Genomic DNA, 13,155 nt, shown 5'->3' on the forward strand with positions numbered 1-13,155 from the left:
GCCAAAGGCGCGATTGCGCGGCATTCTATTCGCGGCAACAATATCTGTTAAGTGGATTATCAAGATATAGGTTATCGGTTATATCGATATGCGATTTACTCTCAGACAACTTCAGGTATTCGTCGCCGTGGCGCAGCATGAAAGCGTCTCGCGCGCCGCGCAATCGCTCGCATTGTCGCAGTCTGCGACCAGCACTTCGCTGACCGAACTGGAACGCCAATCCGACTGCCAGCTGTTCGATCGCGCCGGCAAGCGTCTGGCGCTCAATGCCCTGGGCCGACAGCTACTGCCCGAGGCCGTGGCCCTGATCGACCAGGCGCGCGAAATCGAACGCCTGCTGGGTGGCAAGAGCGGTTATGGCTCGCTGCACGTCGGCGCCACCCTGACCGTGGGCAACTATCTGGCCACCCTGCTGATTGGCAGTTTCATGCAGCACCACCCCGAATGCCGGGTGAAGCTACAGGTGCATAACACCGCTCATGTGGTGCAACAGATAGCTCACTACGAGCTGGACCTGGGCTTGATCGAAGGCGACTGCCAGCACCCGGATATCGAGGTGCAGCCCTGGGTCGAGGACGAACTGGTGGTGTTCTGCGCGCCACAACACCCACTGGCCCAGCGCGGCAGTGCCAGCCTGGAAGAGCTGACGCATGAAGCCTGGATTCTGCGTGAACAGGGCTCGGGCACGCGGCTGACCTTCGACCAAGCCATGCGTCATCACCCGCGCAACCTGAATATCCGCCTGGAGCTGGAACACACCGAGGCGATCAAGCGCGCCGTGGAATCCGGCCTGGGCATCGGCTGCATCTCACGCCTGGCGCTGCGCGATGCCTTTCGTCGCGGCAGCCTGATGCCGGTGGAAACTCCGGAACTGGACCTGCGCCGGCAGTTCTACTTCATCTGGCACAAGCAGAAGTACCAGACAGCAGCGATGCGCGAGTTTCTCGAACAGTGTCGCGCACTGACGGCCGGAGTCAGTCGCAGCGATCAGATCGTCCTACCACCGATCATCTGAGCGTCAGTTCAAGAGGATGATTGCCCACACCGAGGCGATCATGCCCAACGCGACGAACTGCGCGGCGCTGCCCATGTCCTTGGCGTTCTTCGACAGCGGGTGGCGCTCCAGGGAAATGCGATCGATGGCTGCCTCGATGGCCGAATTGAGCAGCTCGACGATCAGTGCCAGCAGACACACGGCCACCATCAACGCGCGCTCGCCACGACTGACGTCGAGCAGGAAAGCCGATGGAATCAGCACCAGATTGAGCAACACCAGCTGGCGAAAGGCTGCCTCGCCGAAGAACGCAGCGCGCAGGCCATCGAGCGAATAGCTGGCGGCATTGAGGATACGTTTCAGGCCGGTTTGGCCCTTGAATGGCGACATGCGCCTCACCCCTACTGGAAGAGGCGCGCAGCTTACTGCATCCGCTGCGCGAGAACCTATCTACGAGATCGCGAGCTAGAGGGATACAAGGCGAGAGCAAGTGAGGCTGCGCAGTTTACTGGCTGCAAATGAGCAAGCCGAGCTTGCTTTCAACGCAGCGCAGCTCACTGCGCGGGGATCGATTCCATCTGCTGCAACAGCAACGCCGCCTGGGTGCGGGTGCGCACGCCCAGCTTGCGGAAAATCGCCGTCACATGCGCCTTGACCGTCGCCTCGGAGACGCTCAACTCGTAGGCAATCTGCTTGTTCAACAGCCCTTCGCAGACCATGGTCAACACACGAAACTGCTGCGGTGTCAGGCTGGCCAGGCCGGCACTGGCCGCCTTGGCCTCGGCGGAAACCGGCGCGCCCTCCTCGGCCAACGGTGGCCACCAGGTGTCACCATCGAGTACATGTCGCACCGCTTGCTGCAAGGTTTCCAGCGGGCTGGATTTGGGGATGAAGCCACTGGCGCCGAACTCACGGGAGCGGTTGACCACGGACGCCTCTTCCTGAGCGGAGATCATCACCACAGGAATCTGCGGGTACTGCCCGCGCAGCAGCACGAGGCCGGAGAAACCATAGGCACCGGGCATGTTGAGATCGAGCAGGACCAGGTCCCAATCACTCTTGGCGGCCAGGTGGCCTTCAAGCTCGGCGATGCTGGCAGCTTCTACCAGACGCACTTCAGGTCCCAAGCCCAGGGTCAATGCTTGTTGTAGCGCGCTGCGAAACAGCGGATGGTCGTCGGCAATCAGGATTTCGTAGGCGGCCATTGGCAGATCCTGTTCTTGTTATAAGTGGCACTGAGGTGAGTATGGCAGTGCTTTTCGCCTGACGACCCGCTCAAGCCTGCTCATTGAGCATCACAGACTCCCCACTCGGACCGACGGCGGCGCTCAGCATGCCGAGCTGTGGCGGGGTGGTCAAGCTCAATGCTTTGCGGCACGATGCGCAGCTTTCCTGCCGAGACGCCCTGATGCGAAGCCAAGCCCTGCGCGCTGACCTGTTGATGCTGATTACCGCGATGATCTGGGGCAGCGCCTTCGTCGCCCAGCGTCTGGGCATGGATAACATCGGCCCCTTCCTTTATACCGGCCTGCGCTTCGCCCTCGCCTGCCTGGTTCTGTTGCCGGTGCTGGCTTTTCTGCAACGTCGCCAGCAGCGCCCCGCTGCACCGCTGAATCGCAACCTGCTGGTGGGTGGCGTGATCATGGGCCTGGCGCTATCGCTAGGGATCAATCTGCAGCAGGTCGGCCTGCTGTTCACAACGGTGACCAACTCAGGCTTCATCACCGGGTTGTACGTGATCGTGGTACCGATTCTCGGCCTGCTGATCGGCCAGCGCAGCAGCGCCGGCATCTGGTTGGGCGCCAGCCTGGCAGTGGTCGGCATGTTCCTGCTCAGCGTCGGCGAAGGCTTCACCGTAGCCTCCGGCGACTGGCTGCAACTGACCGGCGCCTTCGTCTGGGGTATTCACGTATTGCTGGTGGGATTCTTCGCCAGCCGTCACGACCCGCTGCGCCTGGCTTTCATCCAGTTCGCCACCTGCGCGGTGATCAGCCTGATCCTGGCGCTGGTATTCGAGACCGCGACACTGGACGGCATCATTGCCGCCGGGCCGGCCATCCTCTACGGCGGAGTGTTCGGCGTGGCGATCGGTTTCACCCTGCAGGTGGTGGCGCAGCAGCATGCCATCGCCTCGCATGCGGCGATCATCCTCTCGCTGGAAGCCGTGTTCGCCGCCATCGCCGGCGCCCTGTTGCTGAGCGAAGTGCTGGCACCGCGCGGCTATCTGGGTTGTGCGCTGATGTTCGGCGGCATGCTGCTGGCGCAGCTGTGGCCCAAGCCGCTGCCCACCGAACTCAGCGGTACGTCTGCAAACGCTGGTGCAGAGCGTCGTTGAGATCCAGCGGCAGACGCCGTTTGGCAGCCAGGTAGTGCTGGCTGAACACATCGAGATAATCGTCCAGCGCCTCACCGGCACGCAGGTCGCCAGCCAGCTCCAGGCACATGGCGGCCACCTCGGCGGTGCACAGGTGCTCGCCACGAGTGGAGCGACGCAGGCGATAGCGCGATAGTTGCGCCGGCGTCAGGCTCAGCACCGGCAGCGCATCCAGATAGGGGCTCTTGCGAAACATCTTGCGCGCCTCGGTCCAGGTGGCATCGAGCAGCACGAACAGCGGCCGCTTGCCGGGCGCAAGCTGCACCTCCTCCACCACGCGCTGCGGCGCCACGTACTCACCGGGAAACACCAGATAAGGCTGCCACTGCGGATCGGCCAGCAACTCCAGCAGCGCCGGGTCGACGGCAGTACGCGTCCAGCCGAAGGCGTGGGTTTCAGGCACCACATCAGCAATAAGCCAGCCGGTATTGCTCGGTTTCAACGCCTCGATGTCATGCATCACCAGGCACATGGCGGCATTGGCCTCGACCTGCGGGCGCCAGGCGCACAGGCAATGGGTCGGCTGCACCCGGCAGTGCGGGCAGCGCTCGGCGCGCGAACCACGGGCGACGAAGGGTTTGAGGCTACGCGCCAGGCGCTCTGTGCGCAGGCGGGCGACGGCATGTGGGGCTGGACGGGTCATGGCGGGAGCAACAGCGAATGGGGGCGGGATTCTACCACCCCCGTTCGCCGCTCAGATGGATCAGAAGGTATGGTTCAACGCCAGGCCGATGAAGTGGATGTGGGTGTTGTACTCCCCGGTGTAATTGCCACCGTTGCCGGTGCAGCGCACGCCGCTGTCCTGGTACAGCCCGCCGGCGCCCGGCACCCAGCCGGCCGGGGAGCAGCCGTCCTGGTAGTCCATCTTGCCGCTGGAGAACTGCACGTAGCTGTAGGCGAAGTCCAGCGAGGTGTCGCGGGTCACCTTGTAGTTGGCGCCGAGCGAAAGCCAGTAGCGATCCGCATCGGGAAACGCCGGATGACGTAGCTGCGGCGAGTTGACCGGAGAGCGGTCGTAGGCCACGCCGGTACGCAGCAGCAGGTCATCGCTGTACTGGTAGTTCATGCCCAGGGAGATCTTGTAGCTGTCCTTCCAGTCCTGCTTGACGCTCAGGTCGCCCTCGGTAACGCCATTGAAGTAGGGATAGCCGGCCACCTGATCGATGCCGATACGCACTTCGTCGAGCCGCGAGTGACGGGTGAAGGTCAGATCCGCCATCAACGCCACCTTGTCGTTGAGCTGATGAAAGGCGTTGAATGAGAGCATCTCCGGTGTATCGATAGCGGTCTTGGCCTTGGAGTTGGGGTGCAGCCTGGAGCCAGCGAAATCGCCGGGATTGACCCAGTTGCTCGGGTCCAGCACCTGCCCCAATGCATCGGCTGGCGGCAGGGTGATGATGCCGAGATCGATGCCACCGCTCAGATCGGTATCGGGTGAAGGCACGCTGCCGGACACGCCGGCGAAGCTCCACTTGGTCTCACCCTCGAGGGTGTGGCGAATGTTGGAACGATACGACACGCCAAAGCGCGTCGACTCGGTCGGCTCCCACATGTAGCCGATATTCCAGCCAAACCCCCAGTCATCGCCCTTGACCCGGAAGTAACCGTCGCCCTGGACGTTGTCGGCGAAGTTCTTCGCCACACAGTCGACGAAAGCATCATCGGCCTGACCGTCGCAACTGCTGATCTCACTGGGCACATCGATGCCATAGAGCAAGGGAATGGCGAACTGACCAAGCGGTGATGCGGCCAGCTCGGTCAGGTCCTGATTGGCGGTGACAAACTGCCCAGCCAATTGCCGCGAAGCACCTTTGACATCCGCCGCCCCGCGCTGCACCGATTTGATGTACTGCGCCGAAACGCCGAAGCCGATGCTGTGGTGTTCGTTGAAGCGAAAGGCAATGCTCGGGTTGAAGGTCACCGTCTCCAGGCTGGCCGACTGGATGCCGTAGCGCCCGGCCCAGTCCTCCTTGTAGTCGAGCTTGGCGCCGAACGGGGTGAAGATGCCCAGACCGACCGTCACCCGGTCGTTGATCTCGTGGGAAAAATAGAAGTTGGGCGCAGCGGCGGCATCTGGCAGAAACTCGCCGGCATCGCCCGACACCGGATTGCCGAACACATCGCGGCTACCCTTGTCCTCGTAATCGCCATCCGGCAGCAGAATGCTCAGACCGGAAGTCACCTGGGTACCCTTGAGCCGGGCCAGGCCTGCGGGGTTGTAGAAAATGGTCGAAGGGTCGGCCGCCTCGGCACCGTTGGCATGTGCCGAACCCTGCGCCGCCACCGATTGCGAACCGAAGTGATAACCGGATGCCTGCACCTGCGCAACGGGCAAAACCAGTAAACTGCCGACCATCACCCGCGATGGCCAGCGCCGAAAGAGCATTGTCATTGTTATTCTCCTGCACGCTGCTTGAACACCGCGCAGTCCTTCCTGCACCAGCGGCAGACTTCAGGCAGGTCTGTACTGGCGACGTCCGACTGCGACGGCGGCTCAATGTCTGTGACGTGCAGGTTTGGCCGATGATCCCCGGCCTTTGGTCGTGGTGACGGGCGGCGGCCAAAGGCCAGCATGTCCCCATCGGTAACACTTTGTTTCACACGGGCAAATGGCCAGCGGCGCGAACATTCGCTGCGAGGCCCTGTCCAACCCCTCGTCCACGCTTTCAGGAGTCACATGACATGCTGCGTTACATCCTCCCCGCTCTCGCGCTCAGCCTGATGCTTCCCACTGCCCAGGCAGCTTCGCTGAAGGAGATGGAGCTGACTCGCACCCTGGAGCAGGTCGCCCGGCAAAGCAGCGAAGGCACGCCGCGGGCGATCAACGAGGACATTCTCGATCAGGGCTATACCGTGGAAGGTCACACGCTGATCAACCACCTCAGCGTGCGCGAAGCGCATGCCGCGCAGATGCGCGGCAACCCCGATACGGTGCGCAGCCAGCTGGCGGCCAGCGTCTGCCGCAACCCGGGTTATCGCAGCCTGCTGGCGCAGGGCGCGCAGCTGCGTTATCAGTTCAGCGAGTACCGCAGCAACCGTCCGGTTACCGTCGAAGTGTTCGACAAGAGCGACTGCGGCCTCTGATCCACGACCGTCGTCAGCCCCTTTCCGCTCGACGCTGCGCATCATCGGCGCGCAGCTCGGCGAGCAAGGCCTCCATATAGCGTGAACGCCGCGCGCCGCCCTCCAGGCGGCGCAGGCACTCGTCCTCGATGCTCATGTGATTGGTACGCGCAGCCTGTTGCAGCATGCGGTACAGCTCCGTGTTTATCTCCAGCGTCAACCTGGGCATACCTGCCCCTCCCTTCCCGTTGCTCCACTTCGTGGGCTCAACGCAGACAGCGAGGGTCCCCCCTGCCTGCCAGAGCCGCGCGTTCCTCAGCGCTCAACCAGCCATCGGGCGATACGCCCAGCACTTCGGCCACGCTTTGCAGCACATGCGCCCAACTGCAGCCATTGGCGAACAGCATGCCGGCCTCGTCGAAGGTGCCGCCGCGGTTGCGGTAGCCCAACGCCCGACAACTGGCGGCGTCGCCAAGCAGCGGCCAAAGATGGCCCGCGGCTACCTCCGGGCGCATGTGCGTCAGCAGCACGCGACGGCGGCACGCCGCCGGAAACAGCGCTTCACGCTGCTCGGCGCTGGCTACGCTGGCGGCCTCCCAGGCATCGCGCGGTGCCCGAAAACGCCCCGGTTCCTGCAAGTAAATCAGACGCCAGGCCACACCCTTCACGCTCAGACGAACGGCGGCGCGGCGCATCTCGCTCAACTGATAGCTGCCACTGGCGATCAGCAGCACAGGCTCGCCGTCGCCACCTTCATCGACCTGCAGGGCACCGTCGCGCGCCAGCTGCTGTGCCTGTTCGACCGTGAAGAAACAGGGTCGTTCACGCTTGGCCGCCACCAGGCAGGCCAGTTGGCCACGCGCTTGGTAGATCTCCGGCAGCAGGGCCAGCAGCGAGTTGTGATCGGCCGGCAACAGCACGCGCATGACATCGTGCATTTCGCCCAGCAGTGCCTCGCAGAAGGTGGTGTCCTGGTGCGATTGCTGGTTCTTGCCGTTCTCCCAGGTGTGCGAAGTGGCCACCAGCGGCCAGCCCAGCCAGCCGGCTGGACGTCCCGCCTCCTTCTGCTGACGTGCGAAGATCAGACTCTGGCGCACGGCGCCGAGCATCTTCACGCAAAACGCCTCGTAGCTGGCTACCAGATTCAGGCCGCCCTGATTGGCCAGACAGGCAGACACCACGGCCTCCTCGTTGAGTGCGGTGATCACCGCGCCGTGCAGCGACTCCAGCTCGCTCTCGGGTTGGCTGACGCGATGCCTGAGCGCTGCCAGTACCCCACCCAGGCGGTTGCTGGCCAGTTCGTCCGGGTTGCCGACACGCGGCCGCAGTTGCGGGTTGGCGCGCACCAGATCGACGAAATAACGATCCAGCGCACTCATGGGCGAACAGGGCCGATCATGAAAATGCAGCACCGGCTGTACCGGCTGAGGCGGCTGACGCAAGGCCAGCGGGTTGTCCCGCTCCAGCGCGTGCCCCTTGCGACTGGCGAACAGATTGCAGGCGTCGGACAATGTCTGCGGCTCTACCCACAAGGCAGCCGCATGCTGGTTGAACAGCTCGCGCGCCTGCGCGTCGAGAGCCGGGCTGGCCGGTAGCGGCAGGTTATGAGCGGCGTTGCTGCCAGCGCCGAAGAAACCATAGCCCTTGGTGGTTTCGGCAATGCCGTAGGGCATCGGCAAGGGATAACCGATCAGCTCGCGATTGAGTTCATCCACTCGATGCGCCAGGCGCTGCTCCATCTCCCACAACGCACAGACGAAGGCTGCCGGATCACGCCCATCGAAACTCAGGGGATCGAAGCCGCAACCGCGCAGGTGCCGACGAAACCCTTCCAGGCCCTCCAACGTGCCCAACTCGGTACGCTGCTCGATACGCCGGCCATTGGCTATCATCACCGGCAGCGCCACGCCACAATCCTCGGCGCGCCACCAGCGCGGCATCCAGTCACTGCCGCGCTGCTCCTCGGCGGCGCCGTCGGAGAGAAAGGCCACCAGCTTCTCCCCCGGCAATGGCAGATGCGCGTACTGCAGCTCGGCAAAGCCCAGGTAGCCGCCCTCGGCGATACCGCCGGCGGTGTGCGGGTTGACGTGACTGCCCAGCGGCACGCCTGGGCTGCCGTCAACGGACTGGACGTAGCTGTAGAAATCCGCCGCCAGGCGACTCATGCCCGCCTCGTCGCGAGCGTAACGGGCGGCCTGCTCGGGGTGCTGATTGCCGGTCAGCAGGTTCAGCGCCTCGATTGCTGCCACGCAATGACCCTGCCCCATCAGCCAGCCACGCGTCTCGGCGGTCAGGGCATTGAGTGCCAGGTAACCGGCGTAGGCCGGCACCATGTTCAGCGCGCCACCAGTATGACCTTCCGGCACCGGCTTAAAGTCCTCGGCCTGCAGCGGCTGGCCATCTAGCCTCACGCGCTGCGCGTAGGTCATGTGCACCACCAGCCAGAGGCCGGCTGCGGTCAGCGAATCCAGGGCGCGAAACAGGCGGTAGACGCTCGGCAAGTCGGGCTGCAGGCCGCTCTGCACCAGCTGATGGGCCAGACGAAACACGGCGGCGCTGGTCTGCGGGCTATGCTGGATAGGTCCGTGACCGGCTTGCCAGCGGGCAAAGTCGGGGTATTGCTGAGCGTGCTGAGCCAAGGCGACAGCGTCGGGCAATAGCTGGGTCATGAGTGCTCTCCTGAATGTTTCCTGCAGTTTAGGTATCGCTACGCGGCACCCGCTGACCTGCATCAAGACTCGCTCCGGTTCGAAGCGGCAGACTCGTCTCAAGATCACGACAAGGAAAAAACCATGGCCCTGCTCACTTTTCTCGGTGCGATTCAACAGGTCACCGGCTCCTGCTACCTGGTGGAAAGCCGCGATGGCGCCAAGGTGCTGCTCGAATGCGGCATGCATCAGGGACGCCGCCAGGAAGAGGACCTGAACCGCAGTGCGTTTCCTTTCGACCCGAGCAGCCTGGATGCGGTGGTGATCTCCCACGCCCACCTCGATCACAGCGGGCTGCTGCCGCGCCTGGTCGCCGAAGGCTATCGCGGCCCGATCCACGCCACCGAGGCCAGCTGCGAACTGCTCGAGCTGATGCTGCTGGATTCGGCCTTCCTGCAGGAGAAGGACGCCGAATGGGAAAACCGCTGGCGCGCACGCCAGGGCAAGCCGGCGGTTAAACCGCTATACACCATCGCCAATGCCGAGCAGGCGCTCAGCCAGCGCCGCGCGCATGCCTACGGCGTAGCGGTCGAGGTGGCCAAGGGCGTGCAGGTCACCTTCCACAATGCAGGCCATATCCTCGGCTCGGCGATCATCGAAATGCAGGTAGAGGATCACCACCTGCACCGTCATCTGGTGTTCTCCGGCGACCTGGGCAATACCTGCTCGCCACTGATGCAGGCGCCGACCCAACTGAATCAGGCAGACGTGTTGCTGATGGAGTCGACCTACGGCGACCGTGACCATCGCCCCAGCGATGAAACCCTGGAAGAGCTGGCCGACATCCTGCAGCAGGCTCACAAGGAAGGCGGCAACGTGCTGATCCCGTCGTTCGCCGTCGGCCGCACCCAGGACCTGATCTATTACCTTGGCCGCTTCTATCAGGAAGGCCGCCTGCCACAACAGGCGGTGTTCCTCGACAGTCCCATGGCAATCCGCGCCAACGCCATCTACAGCCGCTTTCATGACCAGTTCGCGGCTACCGATCGCGCGGCGCTGGCAGCCAAGGGTATCAAGCGAGTCGAGGACTGGCTGCCAGTGTTGCGCTGCACGCCAACAGCCGAAGAATCGATGGCCATCAACCGGATCAAGAGCGGCGCGATCATCATCGCAGGTGCCGGCATGTGCAATGGCGGGCGTATTGTTCATCACTTCAAGCACAACCTCTGGCGCGAGAACTGCCATCTGGTGTTCCCCGGCTTCCAGGCCAAGGGCACGCTGGGGCGTTTGATCGTCGACGGCGCCGAGACGGTCAAGGTGCTGCACCAGCGCATCGCGGTGAAGGCCAAGGTGCATACCCTGGGCGGTTTCTCCGCGCACGCCGGGCAAACGCAATTGCTCGACTGGGCCAGCCGGTTCGAGCATCACCCCGAGCTGTACCTGGTGCACGGCGAGCTGGAGAAGATGCAGGCCCTGCAAGCCACCCTGCGCGAACGCCTGAACTGGATCGCCAACATTCCCGAACCCGGTGAACAGATCGCCCTGTAACCGGCGCTTACGAAAAGATGGCAACGAAACGGCAGACTGCCTGTGGCAAGCTGCTCAACACTCCATAATCAAGGAACCGGCCACCGCGAGAGGCTACTCGCCTCTCACAGGCCAAGAAGAGGAGAGTTTCCATGCCCTTTGAAGCGGACGACTATCTGTCGCGCCACGTGCAAACCAGCGAGGTCGACCTGAGCAGCAAGGTGGAGGAGCTGGTCGCTCTGGCAACCCCGAGCAACAGCCCCAACCTGGCGTTGTACCGCGAAATGCTCACCACGGTGATCCATATGGCCCAGGCGGATCGTAACCGCTGGGACGCCAAGATCATGATGCAGACCCTGCGTGAGATGGAGCATGCCTTCGGCGTACTGGAACAACTGAAACGGCGGCGCAAGGTCACGGTGTTCGGTTCGGCACGAACGCCACCCGATCATCCCCTGTACAGGCAGGCTCGCGAGCTCGGCGCATTACTGGCACACCGCGATCTGATGGTGGTCACGGGTGCCGGTGGCGGCATCATGGCGGCAGCCCATGAAGGCGCCGGTGCGGAAAGCAGCCTGGGCTTCAATATCACCCTGCCCTTCGAGCAAACCGCCAACGCGACCATGCGCGGCAGCCATCACCTGCTGTCGTTCCACTTCTTCTTTCTACGCAAGCTGTTCTTCGTCAAGGAGGCCGACGGCCTGGTGCTGTGCCCCGGCGGTTTCGGCACCCTCGACGAAGCGCTGGAAGTGCTGACCCTGATCCAGACCGGCAAGAGCCCACTGGTGCCCGTGGTACTGCTCGACCAACCGGGCGGTAGCTACTGGGAAGATGCATTGGGCTTCATCCGTCGTCAGCTTGGCGATAACGGCTATATCCTGCCTACCGATCTCAATCTGATGCACCTGGTCTATAGCGCCGAAGAGGCGGTGGATGAGATCGCCCGCTTCTACCGCAACTTCCACTCCAGCCGCTGGCTCAAGGATCGCTTCGTGATTCGCCTCAATCATCCGCTCAACGAGGCGGCTCTGGCCAAGCTGGACAGCGACTTCGCCAGCCTGTGCAAGGAAGGTGGCTTTACCCAGCAACCCTACTGCGAGCAGGAGCGCGACGAACCGGAACTGTGCCACTTGACCCGTCTGGCCTTCGCCTTCAACGGTCGCGACTATGGCCGCCTGCGCGCGCTGCTCAATGTGGTCAACGAACCGGAGAATTGGGCAACCTGAGCTGATCAGTTGCCGTAGCCCGGATGCAATCCGGGGATATTGGCCTCTCACCATTCCCGGATTGCATCCGGGCTACGTAAAGCAAGAAGCCCAGCATTGGCTGGGCTTCTTTTTACTGCATGCCTATCAGGCGTTACCGGCGACCTTCATCCGCGCCGCCTGGGTGAAATCGAGCATGCGCTTGAGCGGCTTGATCGCTTTGGGAATCAGCGCCGGGTCGACATGAATCTCGCCGGAGCCCTGACGCAAGCCGGTCAGCACGCGCTCCAGGGTGTTCATCGCCATCCACGGGCAGTGCGCGCAGCTGCGGCATGCCGCGCCGTTGCCGGCTGTGGGCGCCTCGATGAAGGTCTTGTCCGGGCACAGCTGCTGCATCTTGTAGAAGATGCCGCGGTCGGTGGCGACGATGAAGGTGGAATTCGGCAGGGTCTGCGCCGCCTTGATCAGCTGGCTGGTGGAGCCCACGGCGTCAGCCAGCTCGACCACGTTCTGCGGCGATTCCGGGTGCACCAGAATGGCAGCGTCTGGGTAAAGCGCCTTCATGTCCAGCAGCTGCTTGGACTTGAACTCCTCGTGCACGATGCAGGCGCCGTCCCACAGCAGCATGTCGGCGCCGGTCTCGCGCTGGATGTAGTTGCCCAGATGCTTGTCCGGCGCCCAGATGATGGTCTCGCCGTTGTCCATCAGGCTCTCGACGATCTCCAGCGCGCAGCTGGAGGTCACCACCCAGTCGGCACGCGCCTTCACCGCCGCCGAGGTGTTGGCATACACCACCACGGTGCGCTCGAGGTGCTGATCGCAAAAGGCCGAGAACTCATCCACCGGGCAGCCCAGATCCAGCGAACAGGTCGCCTCCAGCGTCGGCATCAGCACGCGCTTTTCCGGATTGAGGATCTTCGCCGTCTCGCCCATGAACTTGACCCCGGCCACCACCACGGTCTGCGCCGGGTGTTGATTGCCGAAGCGGGCCATTTCCAGGGAGTCGGAAACGCAACCGCCGGTTTCCTCGGCCAGCGCCTGGATCACCGGATCGCAGTAGTAGTGCGCCACCAGCACCGCGTTCTGCTTCTTCAGCTCAGCGGCGATTTCGCGGCGATAGAAGGCCTCCTCCTCGGCGGTCAGCGGCTTGGGCTGCTTGGCATCGAGGTGGGCTTGAACCAGAAGGCGTTCGGAAATCTGCGTCATATCATCGAACCTGCGGCGCTCTTGAGCGAGCTGCGAGTATACCCTCTGGCTGCCCATCGCCACAGGCAGGGCAGCATCGGGCCAGAGGGCTTTTCCGAGAGCAAAAAAAAGCCAGTCTCACGACTGGCTTTTGCGATC

12 protein-coding genes are annotated in these 13,155 nt (G+C 63.3%); 5 read left to right on the plus strand and 7 right to left on the minus strand.

The window, feature by feature from the left end; genetic code table 11:
- The first annotated feature begins 88 nt into the window (after positions 1-88).
- Positions 89-1,015, plus strand: a complete 927-nt coding sequence (locus tag BLS08_RS08580) for a LysR family transcriptional regulator (RefSeq protein WP_026088664.1) — start codon at positions 89-91, stop codon at positions 1,013-1,015.
- A 3-nt stretch (positions 1,016-1,018) separates the two neighbouring features.
- On the opposite strand, the gene BLS08_RS08585 is transcribed toward BLS08_RS08580, so the two are convergent.
- Both BLS08_RS08585 and erdR read right to left on the minus strand, forming a co-directional pair.
- Positions 1,019-1,384, minus strand: a complete 366-nt coding sequence (locus BLS08_RS08585) for a diacylglycerol kinase (protein ID WP_017677939.1) — start codon at positions 1,382-1,384, stop codon at positions 1,019-1,021.
- Between the two features lie 164 nt (positions 1,385-1,548).
- Positions 1,549-2,199, minus strand: a complete 651-nt coding sequence (erdR, locus tag BLS08_RS08590) for a response regulator transcription factor ErdR (RefSeq protein WP_017677940.1) — start codon at positions 2,197-2,199, stop codon at positions 1,549-1,551.
- A gap of 203 nt (positions 2,200-2,402) precedes the next feature.
- On the opposite strand from erdR, the gene BLS08_RS08595 reads away from it, so the two are divergent.
- The gene (locus tag BLS08_RS08595) at positions 2,403-3,329 is read left to right on the plus strand and encodes a DMT family transporter (protein ID WP_090336446.1); all 927 of its coding nucleotides are present in this window, start codon (positions 2,403-2,405) and stop codon (positions 3,327-3,329) included.
- On the opposite strand, the gene BLS08_RS08600 is transcribed toward BLS08_RS08595, so the two are convergent.
- Positions 3,289-4,011 carry a tRNA-uridine aminocarboxypropyltransferase gene (locus BLS08_RS08600; RefSeq protein ID WP_021488360.1) on the minus strand — a complete coding sequence of 241 codons (723 nt, stop codon included), beginning with the start codon at positions 4,009-4,011 and terminating at the stop codon, positions 3,289-3,291. The genes BLS08_RS08595 and BLS08_RS08600 overlap by 41 nt on opposite strands.
- Before the next feature lie 60 nt (positions 4,012-4,071).
- Positions 4,072-5,760, minus strand: coding sequence for an OmpP1/FadL family transporter (locus BLS08_RS08605; protein WP_031306454.1), 1,689 nt, complete (start codon positions 5,758-5,760; stop codon positions 4,072-4,074).
- A 290-nt stretch (positions 5,761-6,050) separates the two neighbouring features.
- Here BLS08_RS08605 and BLS08_RS08610 point away from each other — a divergent pair, with 290 nt between their 5' ends.
- Entirely contained in the window at positions 6,051-6,452 is a 402-nt protein-coding gene (locus tag BLS08_RS08610) for a quorum-sensing-regulated virulence factor family protein (RefSeq protein ID WP_021488358.1), read from the plus strand.
- A 13-nt stretch (positions 6,453-6,465) separates the two neighbouring features.
- On the opposite strand, the gene BLS08_RS08615 is transcribed toward BLS08_RS08610, so the two are convergent.
- Both BLS08_RS08615 and BLS08_RS08620 read right to left on the minus strand, forming a co-directional pair.
- Positions 6,466-6,660 (minus strand): hypothetical protein, encoded by a 195-nt coding sequence (locus BLS08_RS08615; protein WP_021488357.1) that lies wholly within the window; start codon positions 6,658-6,660, stop codon positions 6,466-6,468.
- Between the two features lie 37 nt (positions 6,661-6,697).
- On the minus strand, positions 6,698-9,100 hold the full coding sequence (locus tag BLS08_RS08620; protein ID WP_090336377.1) for a phosphoketolase family protein: 2,403 nt from the start codon (positions 9,098-9,100) through the stop codon (positions 6,698-6,700).
- Positions 9,101-9,223: 123 nt separating this feature from the next.
- Here BLS08_RS08620 and BLS08_RS08625 point away from each other — a divergent pair, with 123 nt between their 5' ends.
- Positions 9,224-10,627 (plus strand): MBL fold metallo-hydrolase RNA specificity domain-containing protein, encoded by a 1,404-nt coding sequence (locus tag BLS08_RS08625; RefSeq protein WP_055985458.1) that lies wholly within the window; start codon positions 9,224-9,226, stop codon positions 10,625-10,627.
- Between the two features lie 131 nt (positions 10,628-10,758).
- The gene (locus BLS08_RS08630; RefSeq protein ID WP_055985455.1) at positions 10,759-11,832 is read left to right on the plus strand and encodes an LOG family protein; all 1,074 of its coding nucleotides are present in this window, start codon (positions 10,759-10,761) and stop codon (positions 11,830-11,832) included.
- 126 nt (positions 11,833-11,958) lie between these two features.
- Here the strand turns inward: BLS08_RS08630 and nadA are convergent, their stop codons facing one another.
- A complete protein-coding gene (nadA, locus tag BLS08_RS08635; RefSeq protein WP_090336379.1) occupies positions 11,959-13,017 on the minus strand; it encodes a quinolinate synthase NadA in 1,059 nt (352 codons plus the stop codon).
- Positions 13,018-13,155 lie beyond the last annotated feature (138 nt).

It is taken from the genome of Ectopseudomonas chengduensis, assembly GCF_900102635.1.
In the GTDB taxonomy this organism is placed as follows: domain Bacteria; phylum Pseudomonadota; class Gammaproteobacteria; order Pseudomonadales; family Pseudomonadaceae; genus Aquipseudomonas; species Aquipseudomonas chengduensis.